General features: G+C 50.3%; 19 protein-coding genes and 1 tRNA gene. 4 read left to right on the top strand and 16 right to left on the bottom strand.

Annotated features, from left to right (window positions below):
- Positions 1–3: 3 nt before the first annotated feature.
- Positions 4–585 carry a hypothetical protein gene (locus tag C3Z11_RS08040; protein WP_106477410.1) on the bottom strand — a complete coding sequence of 194 codons (582 nt, stop codon included), beginning with the start codon at positions 583–585 and terminating at the stop codon, positions 4–6.
- Between the two features lie 74 nt (positions 586–659).
- Between C3Z11_RS08040 and C3Z11_RS08035 the strand changes: the two genes are divergently transcribed.
- A tRNA-Ile gene (locus tag C3Z11_RS08035) sits at positions 660–736 on the top strand.
- Between the two features lie 321 nt (positions 737–1057).
- Here the strand turns inward: C3Z11_RS08035 and C3Z11_RS17285 are convergent.
- Positions 1058–1276, bottom strand: coding sequence for a DUF551 domain-containing protein (locus tag C3Z11_RS17285; RefSeq protein ID WP_394810204.1), 219 nt, complete (start codon positions 1274–1276; stop codon positions 1058–1060).
- A 178-nt stretch (positions 1277–1454) separates the two neighbouring features.
- Positions 1455–1649 (bottom strand): hypothetical protein, encoded by a 195-nt coding sequence (locus C3Z11_RS08025; protein WP_106477408.1) that lies wholly within the window; start codon positions 1647–1649, stop codon positions 1455–1457.
- 661 nt (positions 1650–2310) lie between these two features.
- Here C3Z11_RS08025 and C3Z11_RS08020 point away from each other — a divergent pair.
- The 3 genes from C3Z11_RS08020 (at position 2311) to C3Z11_RS16780 (ending at position 4336) form a co-directional block, all read left to right on the top strand.
- Positions 2311–2499 (top strand): YodC family protein, encoded by a 189-nt coding sequence (locus tag C3Z11_RS08020; RefSeq protein WP_106477407.1) that lies wholly within the window; start codon positions 2311–2313, stop codon positions 2497–2499.
- Positions 2500–2598: 99 nt separating this feature from the next.
- Positions 2599–3309 (top strand): hypothetical protein, encoded by a 711-nt coding sequence (locus C3Z11_RS08015; protein WP_106477406.1) that lies wholly within the window; start codon positions 2599–2601, stop codon positions 3307–3309.
- 766 nt (positions 3310–4075) lie between these two features.
- Positions 4076–4336, top strand: coding sequence for a transcriptional regulator (locus tag C3Z11_RS16780; protein ID WP_158700953.1), 261 nt, complete (start codon positions 4076–4078; stop codon positions 4334–4336).
- Between the two features lie 1021 nt (positions 4337–5357).
- Here the strand turns inward: C3Z11_RS16780 and C3Z11_RS08010 are convergent.
- The 13 genes from C3Z11_RS08010 to C3Z11_RS07950 form a co-directional block, all read right to left on the bottom strand.
- Positions 5358–7265 carry an alpha/beta hydrolase family protein gene (locus C3Z11_RS08010; RefSeq protein ID WP_106477405.1) on the bottom strand — a complete coding sequence of 636 codons (1908 nt, stop codon included), beginning with the start codon at positions 7263–7265 and terminating at the stop codon, positions 5358–5360.
- Positions 7231–8379, bottom strand: a complete 1149-nt coding sequence (gene pqqE / locus C3Z11_RS08005; RefSeq protein WP_106477404.1) for a pyrroloquinoline quinone biosynthesis protein PqqE — start codon at positions 8377–8379, stop codon at positions 7231–7233. Before pqqE ends, C3Z11_RS08010 begins: the two co-directional genes overlap by 35 nt.
- Positions 8351–8641 (bottom strand): pyrroloquinoline quinone biosynthesis peptide chaperone PqqD, encoded by a 291-nt coding sequence (pqqD, locus tag C3Z11_RS08000; RefSeq protein WP_106477403.1) that lies wholly within the window; start codon positions 8639–8641, stop codon positions 8351–8353. Before pqqD ends, pqqE begins: the two co-directional genes overlap by 29 nt.
- On the bottom strand, positions 8638–9390 hold the full coding sequence (pqqC, locus tag C3Z11_RS07995) for a pyrroloquinoline-quinone synthase PqqC (RefSeq protein ID WP_106477402.1): 753 nt from the start codon (positions 9388–9390) through the stop codon (positions 8638–8640). The genes pqqD and pqqC overlap by 4 nt, the downstream gene beginning before the upstream one ends.
- A gap of 9 nt (positions 9391–9399) precedes the next feature.
- Positions 9400–10311 carry a pyrroloquinoline quinone biosynthesis protein PqqB gene (gene pqqB, locus C3Z11_RS07990; protein ID WP_106477401.1) on the bottom strand — a complete coding sequence of 304 codons (912 nt, stop codon included), beginning with the start codon at positions 10309–10311 and terminating at the stop codon, positions 9400–9402.
- Positions 10312–10405: 94 nt separating this feature from the next.
- The gene (gene pqqA, locus C3Z11_RS07985) at positions 10406–10477 is read right to left on the bottom strand and encodes a pyrroloquinoline quinone precursor peptide PqqA (protein WP_106477768.1); all 72 of its coding nucleotides are present in this window, start codon (positions 10475–10477) and stop codon (positions 10406–10408) included.
- A 192-nt stretch (positions 10478–10669) separates the two neighbouring features.
- Complete coding sequence (locus tag C3Z11_RS07980) at positions 10670–13159, bottom strand: glucose/quinate/shikimate family membrane-bound PQQ-dependent dehydrogenase (RefSeq protein WP_106477400.1); 2490 nt, start codon at positions 13157–13159, stop codon at positions 10670–10672.
- A gap of 373 nt (positions 13160–13532) precedes the next feature.
- Positions 13533–16325, bottom strand: a complete 2793-nt coding sequence (pqqF, locus tag C3Z11_RS07975) for a pyrroloquinoline quinone biosynthesis protein PqqF (protein WP_158700952.1) — start codon at positions 16323–16325, stop codon at positions 13533–13535.
- A 568-nt stretch (positions 16326–16893) separates the two neighbouring features.
- Positions 16894–17103 carry a hypothetical protein gene (locus C3Z11_RS07970; protein WP_106477398.1) on the bottom strand — a complete coding sequence of 70 codons (210 nt, stop codon included), beginning with the start codon at positions 17101–17103 and terminating at the stop codon, positions 16894–16896.
- Between the two features lie 260 nt (positions 17104–17363).
- Positions 17364–18344, bottom strand: a complete 981-nt coding sequence (locus C3Z11_RS07965; protein WP_106477397.1) for an SDR family oxidoreductase — start codon at positions 18342–18344, stop codon at positions 17364–17366.
- Between the two features lie 63 nt (positions 18345–18407).
- Complete coding sequence (locus C3Z11_RS07960) at positions 18408–19874, bottom strand: dihydrolipoyl dehydrogenase (protein WP_106477396.1); 1467 nt, start codon at positions 19872–19874, stop codon at positions 18408–18410.
- A 186-nt stretch (positions 19875–20060) separates the two neighbouring features.
- The gene (locus tag C3Z11_RS07955; RefSeq protein ID WP_106477395.1) at positions 20061–20366 is read right to left on the bottom strand and encodes a hypothetical protein; all 306 of its coding nucleotides are present in this window, start codon (positions 20364–20366) and stop codon (positions 20061–20063) included.
- 257 nt (positions 20367–20623) lie between these two features.
- Positions 20624–21118, bottom strand: a complete 495-nt coding sequence (locus C3Z11_RS07950) for a 20S proteasome subunit A/B (RefSeq protein WP_262927300.1) — start codon at positions 21116–21118, stop codon at positions 20624–20626.
- Between the last annotated feature and the right edge of the window lie 252 nt (positions 21119–21370).

Genomic DNA, 21370 nt, shown 5'->3' with positions numbered 1-21370 from the left:
GCTTTATTGCTGCTGGAGACGCGCACTGAAATTGATTGGAATCGTCCCCGTTAGTTTGTGATAGCCCAACATGGACATGATAGTCTGGGCGTTTTCGAGCTGCATGAGCTGTTGGGTATCGACGTTAATGGGCTCGGCGGTTGTTACCGTATAATCATTCTGACTGAGCCGCTCAAGACGCAACGGGACACGTTCGCTGCGCGTGAAGCGATCACCGCGTACCGTAATCGGCAACGTGCGCGTCATCGTGTCACCGACACCCAAGTTGGTTAGCCAACTAGGCTCAATATCCGCTTCTATGATCGCCATCTGCGAGTCGGAAAAGCTCGACAGCCACGGCGGCAATTGACCAAGGTTACTGATGACATCCAACTGGCTCAGTTTGAGAGGCAGCGTCATTTGGCCGTCATCACTGATCGTACCATTGAGTTTGTTGATGCGATGGGTATGGGTGACATTGCCGCTTGCGGTTTGGTCGGTTACAGCGGCGGTAATTTGGCTTTGTGCTGGATCGAACTGCCAGGCGGCATGCGCGCCCGTAGCGAACAGCAGCGTAGTTACGGCACAGAATGTGCGAAGGCGCATAAAATCTCCCACCATATAAAGTCAATACTGGCCTCACGGCGAGGCTTCAGGTATCATACGCAACCACTTCTTCAGGGCCTATAGCTCAGTTGGTTAGAGCAGGGGACTCATAATCCCTTGGTCGTAGGTTCGAGTCCTACTGGGCCCACCATTTAAATCAAGCGCTTAGCTTGTATGTCGCATTTTCCCGCTGTGGCTTTCGCTCGCTCCCTTCGCGACTCTTAGCCTTGATATAAAATATTCGGTTAAATCACTGGGTAATAAGCATCATGTGATGCGCGGCCCTTCAGATCATTACTCGATTTAAAATCTTTTATAAGACTAGCAGATTGCTGCCATTCATGATGATTAATTAATGCTCGTTTATTTTGAATGATTGCAGCATTGTCTCTTAAGAAAAATTATTGGATATGACTCATAAAAATAAAAAAAACCGCTCGGAAGCGGCACGGCAATCTTGCGAAAGCAGTTTTTATTTATCTAGCTCTGGTGGAGAGGGCAGTGACATCCAATGCGTTACAGTTGGGTTCTCATTATACGTCTGCCTAAAATCCTCCTGATTTTCGAAACATTGAAGGCCATACGAAAGACCATTATAGGTCAAGACAATGGTACCTTCAGGCGGTAATTCTTGAGTTATTTTGGTCCACTTACTCGCGACTATTTTCTTCTTTGAAGTTGATTTTCGCATGATTAAGTAAGTGATGGTTAGGCAAATTAGTGGTGCCAAGAATAAAAGAAATAAAACGGACTCTCTCATCTACTACATATCTCCTGTGAGCGTGAATGGTGGCTGTCTCCGCCGCCGGTAAGGATCGCCACGCCGCTGCCAATGAGTAGGAATACGAGAAGTGCAAGCCATAGCTGATTCATGATTTTTCCCTCCATGAGTCAATAGTTATGATGTTCTGTTCCCTTGCCTGTACATCACGCCAAACCAGGTATTTATTTATCCCAGCATTTTGTTTTGGTGGTGAACGTGGCGATAAGCCATCGGCGAGATAAGCCAGCACAATGAGTACTGGAGCAACGAAAGCGGTTAGCGCTACGACGATCAGATTCATGACTGCCTCCAATAAAAAAGCCCACAGTGAGCGGGCTGGGAATGGTCATCACGATGTCTCCCTAATTACTCAACCATGGTTTATTAATAATCTCTTTCATGGCATTGGCGCGAGCGGTCACACGTGTAGCACTAGTGGCTTACATATTTGTCTTCGTTATGTGGTTGTCAGGCTCTGGAGGATAAGTGGCACGAGCTTGTGCCATATCAGTAGACAAGGAAGATCAATAGCTTCGGGAGGGTATTTTATGTTTTGTTTTTGACCGGGAGGTATACGTTTTTTGAATGATTTCTCATCTCAGGAGTGACTGATTAAGCTATATGATTATGGAAAAAATTGTTTATAGGGCGGGTTGGCTTACTTGTTTTTAATCAGAAAGTTAGAAATAAATAATAGAAAGGTTGTCTTTTTTAGCGTGGGATATGCTTTTCTACGAAAATATGAATGCTGTGCTTATTCTCGTCATCGCCACTGCAGGCATTCATATTCATACCGCACCGCGGCAGATTCTAAGCTGCCAAGACATTACCCTGTTGTGACCAAATCAAATGTTCCCATCCGTGGAATAGTTAGACTGAATTTTTTTCGATGCTTGAAAATATGGGCAGATTGAAAGAAATTAGGACTTTCTTAAAAAGTAACAAGGGTGAGGGAACACACTATGAAAAATCCTTATGTCGTTGGGGATGTCGTACGCTTGAAGTCAGGCGGTCCAAAAATGACGGTAACAGAGGCCAGCTTCGACGATAGCGTGGCGGCTCATTGGTTTGATAGTCATGACATACTCCATACGGGAGTGTTTCCTACCAATGCCCTGGTCCGCTTTGAGGCAGATGGAAAGATTCTTTGAGCCAAGTGCCAAGGCCTCGCTACAGCGGGGCTTTTTATTATGGGTGCTGATGGCTCCTGTATCGCGCCAATGGTGCTATGCGAAGAGGAATATGTCGTAATGAATAACAACAGCGAATGCAGCCAACACGGTGAGCCGCGCCTTGGTGATGACATTGTTATGTTGTTCGGAGTGAGCCTCAAGCGTAGGACCATAGCTTTTGGCGTAGCGGGTGTACTCGCTGTGATGGGGTTTATTTTGCTGTTCACTGGCTACATGAACGGTGGCGCATTCGTCAGCATGTTGACGCTGGCCTTCGGCAGTGGATTATTCGTTCTGGTTTGGGAGCGTGTCGAAAAGTTCACCCTGTTTGGCAACGAAATCAAGCTGCGCAGGTTGTCTCGAGACGCTGAAAACATGCTGGCGGGACTTGAAGCGAGCAAGAGCGAACTTTATGCGACAGCGCTGCGAGTTGCGCTAAGAACATCTAGCGGGAGTGACGTCGCTAGCGAAATATATGATGAGCGTAACGATGATGTACTCCATGTATTGCATCAGATCGAGAATGCTGGACTTCTGAAGCGAATGTCTAAGGACGTCTTACATGCAACGGACACGCTTATCAAAAGCACCATTACGAAAATTGGCTCACGGCAAAATCCTTTGTGGGAGCGGTTTGACGCATCTGAATACTCTGATTCTGAAGAGCTGACCATGCGCTACGATAGGTGGCGGGAAGAGGTGCAAGACGCAGACAGTGACACCGAGTTAGAGCGCACTATTGATCAACTGAAAGCTCTGCAGCGCTATCGACGACTAGCCATGTATTGAAGGTCATGAAAGAAGCCAGCCGTAGCTGGGCAGGGCATGATAGCAGCAACCAATCTCCAGGCTTGCTCATGGTGGCTTATGAATTCTTGACTTTGAGTATATTTATTATAGTAGTGAGAAAATAAGTTGTACTTAATGCCGTTAAACCGCAGGTGAACCCCATCTGATTTATTTAGCCTAAGCGAGTTATGTGTAAAGCTGTGCGCTTAATAAAGCGTCTCTTACCTATCACATGCAGTTGATAATAATATTGCGTTGGCTTAGTTATAATGAGCGATAGAATGTCAATGGGTTTTGCTTATAAAATGGCTTTTGTTCATAAAAATATTAATTAAATAAATTGTACTTATGATAACAATTTGTCTTGAAATGATTATATTTAACGTCATAAGTAGCGTGTTTGGTGATTTGTGTTTGGTGATTTCTTTTACGTCATATCAAATTAATTAGCTGTTCAAGCAATAAAATATTTGTTGTTATGGGTATGTGATTCTATAGAAGTAGCGGAGATATAATTTATCCATCCCAGTTTTTAATAAATCACGAAAGTGCGCGGACTTTTGGATAAGCCTGAAGGCACTTTGATTTGTGTAGTATGTAACTATAATTAGTTAGTTTAAATAACTATAATTCCCTCACAAGTATTAATATTTCTCCTTTTCCTTTTTTTATACCGTTTATTTTCATGCCAAATCCTATCTTTGCACCGTTCCTCCATTCTTAATTGCACAGGCTTACCGCAATTGACGCAATGATGGGAAGGGTCATGAAAGAAGGCTCTGGAAGAACGGCAATCCGCGGTAAATGTCCACACTGCGGTACAGTCGCCTTAATAAGAAAGATGGAAAAGGTGGATTCAGCGGGGCTTGGCTATACGGGAGTCATGGAGTGTCAGGATATAGATTGTGGCTTTCGAGCCTTCTTTGATTTATCAATTATATGTACGTTGACTGAGAGCAAGATGCCCAATAAAAAAGTCAATCTACCATTAAGTCCACGTAAGAAATGTGAAGAAGAAAGCAAATAGCGGTAAAAGGGTTAGCAAATAAAAGATACAGAATTTTATGGCTATACAAAAATTATCGCTTATGATTTTATACTTTTATATGCAGCTAATATATAAAAGGAAGAGCAAGACTCTTCCTTCTCTCAGCAGTTTAAACGCATCGCACATCCTTGCTCGTATTTTTTGCTGGCCTAGCCTATCCATAGCTTCTCGCTTGGTTGCTGAACATAGTCATTAATTTATTTTAAATTACTTATCACCACCGCCGTGATGTTCAGCCATATTTTTTACCTCTGTAATCAGTAGCATAATTTCCAACTAGCGTAAGATCCTTTATACATGCGTGAGTGAGTCAATCCTTTAACTCAGCTCTATAGGGTAAATCCTCTACACTTGGGGTGAGCTTTTGCTCTATTGATTGCTCATCATTGATCAAATTTACGTAGGTTGGGTTAAAGTATTGTCCAAAGGAAGGTTGGTAAAAAATGGAGTAAAAGTTTTCATTCTTAAAAAGGAAGGAACGCTAACGTGAGGTGAGATGATGAAGGCTATCAAAAGCATACCCGGTACTATTCTTGGGCTTATCATAAGTTTTCTTATATGGGGGCTATGGGGTAACTATGTTTTAGGGATGGGACTTGGCATCATACTGGGTGGGATATGGGATGTGCTGAGTGAAGAAGATGAAGTATCTAGTTAGCGGTAGGCCGTTTCTTGAATAATCAGTAATTTCACTTGGCAACTTTGCTATTTAGCTGTCACTAAGAAGGGCTGCTCAAGGAGATTATTGATAGTAAACCTTAGCTCATAGTAGTAGATAGCATCATATGCTATTTAGATTTTAATCTATCACTAGATTTAATTGAAACTTAATGTCTAAAAGTTTCGTTTATTTTATATTAGTTTCTGCTTATATTGAAAGTGCTCTGACAACTACTTGGCCTCGTTATCCCATCCTAAACGAGGCTTTTTTTTAGTCAGAGATTAGTTTCAGAGATTAATTAAAAACCTCTTTTATAAATATTCCATGTCAGTGCTGCGGTTACAGCCAACGTTGATAAAAACGCCACTCATGCTCTAGGGCATGGGCAAGATTCGCTGCTTGGCGGAAGCCATGACGCTCGCCAGGATAGGAGTAATACTCTACCGGGATTTCATGCCTTTTTAAGGCAGCTACCATCGTCTCTGTTTGCTGCGGTACTACCACGGCATCCAACGCGCCTTGAAAGAAGATAACGGGCACATTAATCATATCGGCATGCAATAATGGCGTTCGTGCCTTGTAGCGTTCGATCTCCTTTTCGGGATCCCCTATTAGCCAATCTAGATAGTCGCCTTCAAATTTATGCGTCGCTTGACCCAGTGCGATTGGATCGCTGACGCCATAAAGACTCGCACCAGCGCAGAAAACATCATGAAAAGCCAAGGCGCATAGCGTGGTAAAGCCACCAGCGCTTCCTCCGCGAATAAATGCGCGTGTTGGATCAATCAGATCTTGCCCAGCAAGATAGGTAACCGCCGCGCAGGCATCTTCTACATCAACGATGCCCCAGCGCTCATGCAGGCTTTCTCTATAGGCTCGGCCGTAACCGCTACTTCCGCGGTAATTGAGATCAGCAATGGCAAAGCCGCGTTGCGTCCAGAACTGAATTCGTGGATCAAATACCGGATAGCGCGCTGCGGTGGGTCCCCCGTGGATAAAGACGACTAACGGTGGTTTTTCACTATCCTTTGCGGCTTTACCCGCAGGAGGGTAAAAGAACCCATAGGCTTCTTCAGTCGTGCTGTGATCTTTGATTGCCTGAACTGAGCCGGTGGGATAGCGGATGGGATATGGCTGGCTGATTTGCTTATCATCTAGTGGTGCTTGCCCGCCTGCAAGAAGACGGAGCTCGCCTGAAATGCAATCGATTGCCAGTACCGCCGACGGGCACGTGGGCGAGGCTGCGATACAGTAAATAGTGTGGTTGTCCATCGTCAGCTGACGAAAGTGAGTGAAGTCGGACGCCAAACGGCGCGCTTCTCCTTGCGGTGTAAGCGTGGCCAATAGACCAAAGCCTTCCTCCAGCCAAGTGGCCAGCAGACTGTCATTTTCCAGCATAAGGTAGGTGCTGGCGCCGAGCTGCCATTGCGCGCTGGCATGGTCAGCGGCAGCTGAAGGTATAGGATGCAGGCTGTTTTCCACTTCCCGCCACGGTTGCCACCAGCCGCCACGGTCGGACAGACAGGTCAGACGGCCCTGATCATCAAAGCGTGGCTGCTGCAGCGATTCATTCGGTCCTCCAGCAATACATTGCGCTGTCAGCCAGTGCCCGTCAGATCCGCGAGTCATCGCCATCAGACGGGTGGATACCCAGGGCTGATAAGGACGATCCCATTCGATCCAGGCGAGGCGCTGGTCATCTGCACGGAGCACGGGCGAAGCGTAAAAGTCAGCGCCTTCGGCGAGAAGCGTACGCTCACCATCGGTAATTCGGATCGATACCAGCCTATGGATGACAGTATCTGCTTCGTGGCTCTCCTCAACAGCTAATACGGCATCGCTTTGCGCAGTGACGTGAAGATCACCGTAGCGCCGCGTATCGCACGCTGTCAGTGCTTGCGGTGTCGAGCCATCAAGCGGCTGATAATAGAGCTGCTGGTCGGACTCATTGACAAAGACCAATCCATTATCAGCAGGGCAAAACGCGCCACCGCCGTACTCATAAACACGACTGCGCACTGAAAACCCTTGTGGAGTCAAACAGCGTGCCTGCCCTTTATCCTCTTGCCAGTGCCATAACGCACTACGGGCGTCTTCAGGGCGATATTCGGCCCAGAACACGCCATGACGGCTTATGCGCAGCTCGCCAAAATCACGGCTGGCCGCTGCCACTTGGGCGGCGCTGTAATCACTGGGCCAGAAGCCGTAGGGCTCAGCCTTTACAGATGAGTCGGGACGTTCGGTCATTGCGAAAGCTCAGTTGGTCAATAGCGAGGGTGCTGGTTTCAGCCTCTTCACGTGCGGCAAGAATGACATCGTGATGGGCGGATTTAGCGCATACCGGATCAGCCTGGCTGGCGTCGCCGGTTAACAGATACGCTTGGCAACGGCAGCCACCGAAATCACGCTCTTTCTCATCACATGAGCGGCACGGTTCCGGCATCCAATCATCACCACGGAAGCGGTTAAAGCCGAAAGAGTCATACCAGATATGCTGCAAGCTGTGTTCGCGCACATTGGGGAACTTGATCGGCAACTGGCGTGCACTATGACAAGGCAGGGCAGTACCGTCCGGCGTAACGCTGAGAAACAAGCTGCCCCAACCGCCCATGCAGGGTTTGGGCCGTTCCTCATAATAGTCTGGCGTAACGAAGATCAGTTTGCAGTGATGTCCTTCTGCCGCCAACTTGTCGCGGTATTCGTTGGTAATTCGTTCGGCGCGCTCAAGCTGGGCACGGCTTGGCAATAATCCGGCACGGTTAAGCTCAGCCCAGCCGTAGAATTGACAGGTGGCAAGTTCAACGGCATCGGCTTCTAACGCAATGCACAGCTCGATAATGCGATCGATCTGGTCGATATTGTGGCGATGTGTGACGAAGTTAAGCACCATCGGATAGCCATGCGCCTTGACTGCCCGTGCCATCTTCAACTTTTGATCGAATGCCTTTTGCGAACCGGCAAGCAGGTTGTTCACCTCCGCATCGCTGGCCTGGAAACTGATTTGAATGTGATCTAGCCCGGCGTCCTTGAACGCGGCAATTTTCTTTTCGGTCAGCCCGATCCCTGAGGTGATCAGATTAGTGTAGTAGCCGAGGTTGCGTGCCTCGCCAATCAGCGCAGCGAGATCCTGACGCACCAGCGGTTCCCCGCCGGAAAAGCCCAGTTGCGCGGCGCCCATCTCTCTTGCCTGCTTGAATACTGTCACCCATTCAGCCGTGGTCAGTTCTTCACCGTGCCCGGCGAAATCTAGCGGGTTGGAACAGTAGGGGCATTGCAGTGGGCATTTGTAGGTCAGCTCGGCAAGAAGCCACAAGGGTGGCCCCTGGATAGGTTCAGGTAAACTGAATCCAGAATTGTGCATGCGCAGTCTCCAGAAATCCCAGAATGTCCTCGTCTATATCGGCCGCGGCGGGAAAGCGCGCCTTCAGCGTGTCGATGATGTCGGCGACTTTGCGCTCACCATCAACCAGCTTGAGGATTTCACTAGCACTGTCGTTGAGTTTGACCATACCTTCCGGATAGAGCAGCACATGAGCTTTCTGTGCCGGCTCCCACTGAAAACGATAACCCGGGCGTAGCCGGGGTGTCTGATCAAGGCTCGGTGTTTTTACATTATCGCTCATGGTGTTAACCCCTTGTGCCATACGCGCTCGTTGGTCACGGTATGGTAGGGCGGACGCTTGAGCTCGTAAGCCATGCTCATTGCATCAAGCATGCTCCACAGGATGTCGAGCTTGAACTGCAAAATTTCCAGCATACGTTGCTGAGATTCGACGCTACGGTAATGTTCAAGCGTGATACGCAGGCCATGCTGAACGTCGCGGCGCGCCTGGCCCAGCCGCTGGCGGAAATAGTCGTAGCCAGACGCTTCGATCCAGGGATAGTGTTTGGGCCAACTGTCGAGACGCGACTTGTGGGCCTGCGGCGCGAACATCTCAGTCAGCGAACTGCTCGCTGCCTCCTGCCAGTTGGCGCGGCGGGCGAAGTTAACGTAGGCGTCGACGGCAAAGCGCACGCCGGGCAGTACCAGCTCCTGAGATAGCATCTGCTCGCGAGCAAGGCCAACCGCCTCGCCAAGTCGCAGCCAGGCTTCGATACCACCTTCCTCACCAGGGGCGCCGTCATGATCGATGATGCGCTGCACCCATTCGCGGCGGACGTCACGATCAGGACAGTTGGCCAGGATAGCGGCGTCCTTGAGCGGGATGTTGACCTGATAGTAAAAGCGGTTGGCCACCCAGCCCTGAATTTGTTCGCGAGTCGCACGCCCTTCATACATGGCGACATGATAGGGGTGATAAATATGGTAATACGCGCCCTTGTCACGCAGTGCCTGTTCGAACTCGGCTGGAGAAAGCGGTGTTTCGGCCATGTCTACTCCTTATAATTCAATGCTCATGCCATCCCAGGCGACCTCGATACCGCGACGGTCAAGCTCCGCGCGCTCCGCTGAGTCCTCGTCCAGGATCGGATTGGTATTGTTGATATGAATCAGTATTTTGCGCGGCTGGCTCATATCTTCCAGCACTTCTAGCATCCCGCCCGCGCCACTCTGCGGCAGATGCCCCATCTCAAGACCGCTCTTGGTACCAACACCGCGCTGTTGCATTTCATCATTGCGCCAGACGGTGCCATCCACCAGAAGACAGGACGCCTCAGTCATGCGCGCCTTGAGCGCTTCATCGACCTGGCCCAGGCCTGGTGCATAAAACAAAGTGCGGCCGCTTTTTACATCTTCGACGATCAAGCCGAGGTTGTCGCCTGGATGAGGGTCAAGGCGATGCGGGGAATAAGGGGGCGCTGCGCTACGCAGGGGCAGTGGCGTAAAGCGTAGCCCAGGGCACGCAGGAATGATAAAGCTGCCTTCCAATGGAATCGGGTTCCAGCGCAGGCCACCGTTCCAATGCTCTAGCATGTTGAACAATGGAAATCCTGTGCTCAAGTCCTGATGAACCATTTCCGTGCACCACACCTCATGAGGACAGCCTTCACGTAGGCTCAGCAGCCCGGTGGTGTGGTCGATCTGACTGTCGAGTAACACGACGGCTGAAATGCCTGTATCACGCAATTGGCGTGCAGGTTGTAACGGTGCAAAGCTCTCCAGCTGAGTGCGGATATCTGGGGAGGCGTTGCACAAAATCCAATTGATACCGTCATCGGACAGCGCAATGGATGACTGAGTACGAGATTGCGCGCGCAGAGTGCCTTCGCGCACGCCACGGCAGTTAGGACAGTTGCAGTTCCATTGAGGAAAGCCTCCGCCCGCCGCCGAACCGAGAATCTGGATATACATGGAAAAGCTCTGGCTGCCGCCTGAACGTTAAGTAGTGCGTTTGTAGAGAGGCGGATGGAAAAGAAAGCCCCAGACAGGCTGGGGCTTTGGAGGATCAACGGTTTGAAATGTACAGAGTTACTTCAAAACCGAGACGCATATCAACATAGGTAGGTTTGGTCCACATAGTGTAGTCCTCTTCATTCATTGGTGAGTCGAGAAACTCCGACCCCGTAATTATACGCCTTTAAAAGCATTGTGTGGTTTTACAAGGCGTTCGGATGACACTGTTTCAGCATAAATCAAGAGAGCGAATGCTTCATGCCTGTTTGCAAGGCGGTAAATAAGCGGCTGCCCTCGGGCAGCCGCCGAACATATTTTACTTACCGCTCTCTTGGCCGTCCGGCAGGGCATAGGCAACGACATAGTCACCCTGCTTGGTGCCGAGTGAGCCGTGACCGCCTGCCATGACCAGCACATACTGGCGTCCGTCTTTACCGGTATAGGTCATCGGTGTGGTCTGTCCACCTGCAGGCAGGCGACCTTTCCACAGTTCCTTGCCGTTATTGACGTCATAGGCGCGCAAATACTGATCGAGTGTACCGCTGAGGAAGGCCACGCCACCGCCGGTCATGATCGGACCACCCAGCGCAGGTACCCCCATCTTCAACGGCAGCGGAATGGGCGAGTTGTCTTCCACGGTGCCATTCTTGTGCTTCCAGATCGTCTGATGGTTGGTCAGATCGATGCCTTGCACATATCCCCACGGCGGTGCCTGGCAGGGCAGACCGATCGGTGAAAGGAAGGCCTGCAGAATGACGCCATAAGGCGCGCCCTTGTTCGGCTGGACGCCTTCGGTTTCGCTGATGCGGCCAGGGCCTGAATCGGCTGTTTCACGCGGCACGAGTTGCGAAGTGAAGGCCATGTAAGCCGGGCTGGTAAAGGCAATCTGACGGACCGGATCGACTGCAATACCACCCCAGTCAAATACCCCGAAGTTACCCGGATAAACCATTGAACCCTGCAGGGACGGCGGCGTATAGATGCCTTCGTAGCGCAGTGACTTGAACTGGATACGACACATCATCTGATCGAAAGGCGTTACGCCCCACATGTCTCGCTCACGCATGGTGGGCGGAGTCATGTTCAACTCGGAGTGCGGCTGGGTCGGCGAGGTATGATCACCTTCGACGGCGCCCTGCGGGGCAGGCTCTTCATTGATAGGCACGATCGGCTCACCGGTTTCACGGTTGAGCACATAGATGCTGCCCTGCTTAGTGGAGGCCATAAGTGCCGGCTGGACACCATCGGCAGTCTTAATGTCAACCAAGGACGGCTGACCACCGACATCCATATCCCACAGGTCATGATGGGTGAACTGATAATTCCAGCGCACCTGTCCGGTATTGATATCGAGCGCGACAACGCCAGCGCTGTATTTCTCTGCTTCTGGCGTGCGGTTACCACCCCACTGGTCGGGCATCTGATTGCCCATCGGCAGATAGATCAGCCCGAGGTTTTCATCGACGCTCATCACCGACCACATGTTCGGTGAGTTGCGCGTGTAGGTTGCGTCATCAGCAATCGGCGCTGTCTCGGTCGGGTTGCCGCTGTCCCAGTTCCAGACCAGATGACCATCATGGACATCATAGGCGCGAATTACACCGGAAGGCTCATCGGTAGAGACGTTATCGGTAACGTGGCCACCAATAATCACCAGATCACGAGTCACTGCAGGCGGAGAGGTAGAGTAATAGCCACCGGCGTTGAAGGTACCGATGTTCTGGGACAGGTCGATTGAACCGTTGTTGCCAAAATCAGTACACATTTCACCTGTATCAGCATTCAGCGCAATCAGGCGTGTGTCGGCAGTTGGCAGGAACAGGCGACGCGGACAGGCATTGGTAGACTGACTATGGGCGCTATCCGCCGTGCTGTCTTGGCTGGCAGTCGCGTCATCAGATGCAGAAGCCGCCATCGCAGATGAGGCATTGCCTTTGGCATTATTGGCAGCATAGGCGTTGTCATCATGGTAGGAGACGCCACGACAGGTCATGTGCGCCCAGCCCTTGAAATTATCGGCGTTTTGCGTGCTCAGCTTGGGATCGAAGCGCCACAGTTCCTCACCGCTATCCGGGTCAAGCGCAATAACCTGGCTGTGTGGTGTACAGACGTAAAGCTTACCGTTGACCTTGAGAGGGGTGTTTTCAGCGGTGGTTTCTTGGGGATCGTTGGGACCAGGAATATCGCCGGTACGATAGCGCCATACTTCCTGGAGCTGATCGACGTTATCAGGAGTGATTTGTGTGAGCGGCGAGTAGCGCTGACCGAATTGCGTGCGCCCATAGGAGGGCCACTCTCCGTCGGGAACGTCCGGCGCGGCATTTTCAACGCCCGCAGTATCGCGGTCGAGATTGCCCGGCATATCATGCGGATTGGTGAACAGGCTGATCACAGCCACCACGCCAGCGATAACCACCGCGCCAAGCAGCGGTGCGGTGCTGGATGAAGCCATCTTGGTAGCACCGGCTGGGCGACGCACCCAGGGAATCAGCAGGATGAGGCCGAAGACGAACCACATCGCCAGACGCGGCACCAGTTGCCACCAGTCCAGCCCCACTTCATACAGCGCCCAGATGGTTGAAGCGAGCAATACAAGCGCATAAAGCCACAGCGCAGCACGCTTAGCCGCGATCAAAAGCAGACCGGTTAAAATAATACCAATGCCAGCAATAAGGTAGTACCAAGACCCGCCGAGCATGCTCAGCTTGATACCGCCGACTAGCATGGCAATACCGAGCAAGGCCAGTACCAAGCCTATGAGGCTAGGCAGTAGGCGTGTTTTGCTCAACACTCCATCACTGTTCATCTATTTGTCTCCATGACATTTCATTTAACATCTTTGTAATGATCTCCTGAATAACCAAACCGTTAGCGCTAAGCGATGTGGTGTATTACTTGAGCTGTAACTTCACCTTCCAGAGTGTGGCGGCCCTGAAAGGCATTGCTACCGTTGAGGGCGCAATAGGAAACAGCCCATAATGACGCTATGGACAATTACTGGGATCGGCAGGAATAGACTCCATCATCACCCGAGTGGAATCCTCAGGCAAAGATGCGCATGTATTTCCCGCAATACCATACCGACCTAGTGGGAATTGAGCGCTGATACAAAAATACACCAACTCTTCAATAGACTAAAGTTTAATTTAAGGTAGCAACACTACATCAGGCGCTGATGATCAATGCCAGCGTTCATCTGGAGGAGGCGCATTGGCTAGACAAATCCAGTTCCCCTGGGCCTGTTGCAGCGCATCGTGACTAGCCAGCACATGGGTACTGTCTGTGGTATGGAGGGTATGACGCATATTTTTAAGATAAGCAGATAAATCATTTGATTGCGCATTGGTATGCGCTTGCCAAAGCTGATCTGCCGCAGCGCGAAAACCGACTGAGGGGTCTCCCAACAGATGGCCTAGTGCTGTGGCGCGTTGATGGACCTCCTCATTATCTAAGCAAGCCAGCACGTGGCGCTGAGCGACTAGAAACGCTTCAATGTGAGCAAGTATCTCTGCACCTGATGCATGCGGCGATTGAACTGCGAAGAGTATCCCCGATTGGGCACCAGTCTGACGGAAACCGCAAAATACGGCATAGCCTAATTGCAGCTCCGTGCGCAACCGCTGGTAAAAGGCGTTCTGATAGCATTGAGCCAGCAGGCGCCAGCGTGCTTCGGTCGGTGCATCATGAACAGGCAACGGGCAGAACAACAGCACAGCACATTCAGGACTTGGGATCGCCGCATCGCACCATAAGTAGCCATGTTTCGACGCTAAACGACTCGGTATAGGCGAGACAACAGGCTGACCTGCTATCGATGGCAGACACGCTTTAAGAGCAGATTCCAGCGATAGCGGAAGTCCTAGAGCAAGACCGGTCCAGTGTGCTGATTGAAGAATCTCGGCGAGGGCTTGGGGCTCTTGTTTCGTTATATCACCTGTGACTGCAGTGTCATCTGGTTCGCTAGCGGTGCCGTTAATCACGCTCGGTAGCCGATGCAGTAGCTGACGGATTAGCAGTTCTCCGCTGATCCGCTGCTGTTCATTGTGTTGATGATGTAAACCTTGCACCCAGGAGGTGCTGGGAGGCGTTGCCATGACGTTCAGCACGGCCTTGAAGATGCCCGGCAGTGGCTCGGCCAGACCGGTCAACGTCAGGAGCCATTGATTACCTTGATTCTCAAAGCTCACCTCGGTACCGGCTTGTCGTGCCAGGCTGGTAATGGGCAGTAGTGCGGCGCTCAAGACATGATAAATGCGCTTCTGATCGGGATGCGACGTAGCATGATGCCAGCGCAGGAACACAGCTGCTTGATATCCACTACGTGGTAAAACACTGGAGAAATTAAAACCGCCGCTAGCGATGTGTGGGGTCTGCAATGGTCTCGTTGAGGATGACGAGCGTAAAAACGGGTTGGGTTGTGGCAGTTGCCAAGGAATGGATGGCGGATGTTTCGCTGCGAAGTGGGGAGCGTTACTCGTAACGTCGTTATCCGCTTGGCAAGCTTCCTGATCTGTATCAGGACGAGCCAGTATCTGGATCACTCGCTGTGTTGATAGCTGCGCAAGTATTCTATGCAGTGCGCTCATATCCGTAGCCGAGAGTCTCTCCGCCGATGTGATATCCGTGTCATCTCGTGGCGATAGGCGTTCGGCCCAGTAGCGGGCCAGCTCTAAAGGAGACATGCATATCATTCGACGACACAGCAGGCGATGGTATTCATCTTGCAACGTGAGCCAGGGGGGTTGGGTGGTAAAGAAATTCAGCCAATCAAAAAAGAGCTGCGCGATGACTTCTGTAGGCTGAGAGATATCCTCGCTTAAAAAGAAATCAATCGCTAAAAGGGCTTGGCCGGCATAGTGATAGGGCACTCTCACACGCAGTGACTCAACCATATTTTGATGGCGCAACTGATCAAGAAGACAGTTGTGACTCTCGTGTTCCAGCCAGACGGACAGGAAGTTGATAGCATTGATGCTGCCGGGGAGAAGCTTTTCAAGCGGAAAGAAAAAACTTAATCGCGGTAGTCCACCATCCACGTACAACTGCAGAGATTGCGACGCAATAGGGAGCAAGCTGGGTGGCTCAGGCTGCTGAAAATGAGCACTTGCTGGAAAGTGTTGACCGTATGTTTCAGCAATGAGTTGCAGACTGTCCAGCGATTGAGGTCCGGTCAACACCAGACGCATTTGTCCGGCCCGATAAAATGTCTGATGAAAATCCTTTAGCGCTTGCTGAAATTCCGGTTGTTCAATAGGGAGACTGTCCCGGTTACCGGCATGAAATTCCAGTAAGGGATGCTTTGCGGGCAACGCTTTTGCCAAGGCTTCTGTACAGCGTACCTCTGTGTCACGTTGCCATAACTGAAATTCGGAATGCAGTATTTCACGTTCGCGGTGCTGGCTAGCGGCGTCGAACCTAGGGTGAAACAACATATCACACAGCCGGGCCACACCTTGCTCAGCAACATCAGGCGGTAGCTCGAAAAAGAAATAGGTGTCCCGCTCGCGAGTGCTGGCATTGACCCGTCCTGAATGCCGCTGAACAAAAGGCATCAGGCGTTGTTCGCCGGTAAAGGCATACCCGCCAAGGAAAAAGAGGTGTTCAAGAAAATGGGCTGTGCCGGGATAGCGAGCAGGTTCGTCATGACTACCGATGGCTACCCGGATGGCGGCACCTGTCTGAGTCGCTGCAGGAAAATGAATCAATGTCACTGCCAAACCATTGGCCAGCGTTAAGTGCCGTGAGGTAGGGGGGCATGGTGTAGCGGCGGTATTCGTCATTGAAGCGACAGGCATTACAAGTAGTGTAAACGGCAAAGGAGAGCGGACATTCAGAAGTAGAAAGAGAATATTTCCATGGACTATCCAAAAATATCCGCCAGATTTCTGAGAAGCTCTAACAGATTGCTTAAAAAATCGACCATGGTATATCCCTATCAATACGCTAACTGTAGTGCCTACGGAAATATGCACCTCAGCCCTGATATGAATCAGACTTTCCTGTAAAGCTTATCACAAGCTCTCATGGTTGATATCGCAAACTGTGTAAGGGGCTAAGCGATAACGAGAAAGCAGAAGAATCTAAAAATGGCGTAAAAAAAAGCCCGCAAGTAATGCGGGCGGACCGAATAATCAATCCCGCTCAGGGAATGAAGGGCAGGGCCAATATGAGTCATTGAGTGATGTAATGGAATCAACTTTTACTTATGGTCATTAATTTTTACTAATGCTTGGACGATAATTATGGCTATTCCCCACTATAAGTAAGGTGTTTAGTCTTGAGCTGGTGACATGAATAGACGCTCTCAGTTTTAATTAAGTCTGCTTTAACTTAAATAAAGTTGAAGAGTTAGTTGTCTGAGGGGTAGGTTAGTGTTGATGTGATTAGGACTGAACTGCCGTTCTTATTTAGAGTCACCCGCTTAGTAGCGTTACCTATAACCTCGTACCAGACTCTCAAAAGAGGCGATAGCTGCGCAGCGTAGACATGAAAATGCCGAAGCAATAAATGCTTCGGCACTAATAATTGTGATGGCGGTGCTTAGCCAATATGGGTAGCGAAACTGTTGCGGTAATCAAGCTTTCCCAATCCAGTATAAACGATGAGATCGCACTGCTCCCGGCGTGCAGCCTCCTCACCCCATTTGAGTGCGGTTCCTTTAGTATAGGCACGTTTGATAATTTCATCGTTCTCTTCATAACACACCAGCCAGCGACACCCACGCTGTTTGATCGCAATATTACGCTGCATTAGTGACCCCTCGCTGTTTTTAGTATCAATATCTATATGAAACCAATGAAATGATCATTTCCAAGTACATTAATAACAAAGAATATAAGATTAAAAATCTACTTTTCATATAATAATTTCTAATTTGCATAGAACTAATACATAAAAAAACAAACTAATGGTTATGAGCAATATTAATTGCAAAAATATACATTTTGTTTCGTATTTAAATATATTTGCTTTATGTATTAATATTTTTCCCAAGACTTCATATGCAATATCTATTTTGAGTGCAGGCTTTTTTTATAAAGATAGAGTCCCACAGCGGCACCCAGTAAACCTCCAGTAATAATCCCTTTGTACCTCGCGGTGGGCATGCGCCAGCCACCATCTATACGTCGTTCGCTCTCGGGAGGCGTATAAAGATTCCCCATTGAAGCAGCCTTGGGTTTCGCATGTTCGAATGCAGCGTCCATCATGCGTGTACTGCCTTTGCTAAAACTGTTAGGCATTAATCCATGCATGAGACGGTCAAGCAGGACGACGCTTCTGCCTACTGTTAAAGTGCTACGAGGATGCTGGACAAGTTTGACCATCTCCCGAGCGACTTTACGAGCATCGTAAACGGGAGGTGCCGGTCTGATCGTTCTCTGAATAAAATTGGCGCCGTCACGAAATCCTGGTGTATCAATAAAGGCGGGAAAAATATCGCAGACATGAATATCGGGCCAACGGCTGAGCTCGCCACGTAATGTCTCGATGAAGCCTCGCAGTCCGAACTTACTCGCCGTATAGGCACTGGCGTAAGGCTGCGGTACCCAGCTGCCGAGTGAAAGCGTGTTAATCAGCGTGCCATGACGTTGACGTTTGAAATACGGCAACACCGCGTACGTGCCACGCATATAGCCTAGCAGGTTAGTATCGACCACTTTTTCGTGAGCCTGCAGCGGTGTGCGGTCGAAATGACCGACTGCACCCACACCGGCATTGTTGATCCAGACATCGATGCCACCGCCAACGTCTGCAGCAGTCTCTGCCAACCGTTGCAATGCCTCGCTATTGCCCACATCGGTAGGAACAACAAACGTATCCCCGCCAAGGCGGTCACATTCTCTGGCCACTTGTTTAAGTGCCCGCTTGTCTCGGGACGCGAGGATGAGGTGGGCTCCGTGCCGAGCAAATTCATGCGCCGTTGCTCGTCCTATTCCGCTGGAGGCGCCCACGATCACGACGGTAGCATTTGCCAGATGATGTTTTTTCATGCATTGCTCCTTTGTGTTGAGCGTCGATGGGTGGGATGAGCTCTGTCCGTTCTTAGATTGAAGTCATGCTCCTGGCCCGCATTCCATGCACTGTTCGACAAGCGCTGCGTCGAGAAGCAACCGAGTGCTAAGGTCGCGTAAGGCCGTTCTTAATCCTTCCTCAAGCGTTGGGTGGTAATAAGGCATGCTGAGCATTTGCGTTACGCTCATCCTCTGCTGATGAGCCCAGGCTAGTAGGTGCGCGATATGCTCGCCCTGCGGCATGCAAATTTCAGCCCCCAGAAAGTGGCCGCTGCCATATTCACCATAAAGACGCAGAAAACCCTTATTGATCCCCATGACGCGGGCACGCCCTTGGTTGTCGAAAGAGTATTCGCTGATCGCAACGTTCTTGTCGCCGTAGCGGGCGCTGAGTTCGGCATGGCTTAACCCTATTCGGGCTATCTGCGGATCACTGAAGACGATACTGAGGGGAGAGCGGCGATGACTGGAATAAACACTGTCAAATCGTCCGGCATTATCACCGGCAATACGACCTTCATCAGTGGCTTCGTGGAGGACAGGTGATTCATTATCGACATCGCCTGCAATGAATATGTGACTGAGCTGGCCGTCGGTGTTGCGACAGCGCATTGTATAGCGGTCAAAGCTCGGCATGCCCTTATCATCAAGCTTGAGACCCGCGTTAAGCAGATCAAGGGCGTCGATGTTGGGCTGGCGGCCCGTGGCGATCAGGGCATAGTCGAAGCGCTCAGTTAAGGTGTTGCCGGTCGAACGTTCGGTAAACGACACGATGACCTGATGGTTGTCGCGCTCGATAATCTTGGCATCGCCTTGCGTATCGACATAGAACTCTTCATTAAAGATACGTTCGGCCTCCTTACGCACCACATCGTCGCTGAGTATGCCAAGACTGCCGTGTCGGCCAAAAAGCCGTACTCGAACGCCAAGACGTGCCAGTGCCTGCGCAAGCTCAAGCCCCGTAGTGCCAGGTCCGAAGACGACTACCGACTCGGGCAAGGTAGCCCACTCAAACAGGGTGTCGCTCGTCACCAGACGGTCACCGGCAAGCTGAAAAGGCTCTGGTATGGTGGGACGTGAGCCGGTAGCAATGATAATGCGTTCAGCCTCAAGACGAATCTGATCATCAATGACGAGCGTATTCGCATCTGCGAAACGGGCATGCCCTCGATATTTATCTTGCTCTGGAATGCGCGCCATCGAGTCGAGCACGTGGCCTACAAAATAATCTCGTTCACTACGAACACGGGTCATAACCGCTTCACCATCGATGCGCACAGTACCGTCAATGTCAATGCCGAACCGTTCAACATGGCGAGTATGCTGAGCGGCGTTTGCAGCAGCAATCAGTAGCTTACTGGGCATGCATCCTACCCGTGCGCAGGTTGTGCCAGCGGGGCCACGCTCAATAAGTGCAACGGATTCAGTATGCGCTTTTGTGGCCTGATAAGCGGCAAGCCCGGCAGTGCCGGCACCAATGATGGCAACATCAACCTTGCGGTGTTGCATTATGTCCTCCTTGACTCTGCCCGAGACGTGCCCGGGCACATGAATGCTTTAGCCTTCGCTTTAATTTAGTTCACATAGGCTACACCGGGGCATTATCGGATAAGGCTTTTAATGACACTGGGTTGCAAAGGAGGGAATTAGTACGGCAGGCAACGGGGGAACAAGAGCAGCAGACACAACGTAAAGTTAAGAGTGAGGATGCTTATGCCTGGCGTTGGCAAGACGTTGCATTGAGCGCTCTGTCTGCCGGTTGATGCGCTGTGGCATTGCTCGAGGCGTCCTGTCATGGAAGAAGCAGAGAAAAAGTATGCTCAGGCACAGTAGTGCAACCAAACTCCATGCCACTAAACCGCCGATTTCACTTAATGCAGCAATGGCTGCGCCACACGCCATGAGCAGGATCTTTTTGCAAACATTCATCGAGAAACCACGAACCATGCCGTACCCGGCCAGCATCGCAATGAACATGGCGATCCAGAATACCGTGACCATAGATTCCCTTTGCTTGTTACCGTGATCCAATTCAATAATTTAGCGCTGAATCGCTAAAAGAGCATAGCTTCAATATTGAATGGCACCATTAAAAAGACTGTAAACGTGAGCTAGGAAGCCACTCAGCTGATTAATTAATTTTTAGCAGACACAAGCAGAAAGTATATCGGTTAAAAAGCTATTAAAGCAGAGCTATCATGAAGCCGGCAGGTTAACCCTGTCGGCTATCAATCATGACTGTGGTAAAGAAGGTAGTGCTAGGCTAGTGCTGGGCTGATGGCGCTTTCCTGGCAGTGCGTCACGAGCGATTTGACCAGCGCTGCAGGAATAGCGTCATGGATCTTGATGGATTGAATGTCGCCTCCACTGTCGTGATCGCGTGTTATCGCATATTGCACGGCTTCGATGGCATGCTTGCCGTGATCCATGGCGGCGAGTGCCCACTTCCAACCTGTGCCGTAGGATACGGGGCCATTAACCGGCATCCTGACGAGGCGGTCGAACATTTCAAAGACGCCATTGGGGCCGGCGATGATCATTTCGATCCGTGAAACATGGGGTTTGTCATGTTTCGGCGCACCAGCATTAAGCCACTCCATGACTTCCCACCATCCCTGCTGTTCACCTGCAAAGGCAACCCATTCGCCATTATCGAGCTTGAACAATTTCTGAGCATGGTTATAGGTCGCGCCGCTTACACTAATCAGTGAATCGGTAGCTAGTGTTGTGCCGTCCCAAACGATAGTGGTCATGGTGTTACCTCACAAATGTCTAAATCTTGTAATAAGTAATGTGGGCTAACTTACTTGGCTGGTGCAGCTTCAGAGGTGGCTAGCGGCAGGGCTAAGTAGTAGATATGTAAGTAGTGTATCTTTCCTTTACATAATATGGGTTTCAAAAAACGCATGATTTATAGGCTATATCTTGATTTTAACGATTGGTACGGTGCCAACTCGAAGTCGAGATGAAATCGAACTAAGGTAGGTATAAATCAGGGCTATAAC

The organism is Phytohalomonas tamaricis (genome assembly GCF_003012345.1).
Classification (GTDB): domain Bacteria; phylum Pseudomonadota; class Gammaproteobacteria; order Pseudomonadales; family Halomonadaceae; genus Phytohalomonas; species Phytohalomonas tamaricis.
The sequence above is the reverse complement of the archived record's forward strand: the minus strand, read 5'-3'. Positions and strand labels throughout refer to the sequence as shown.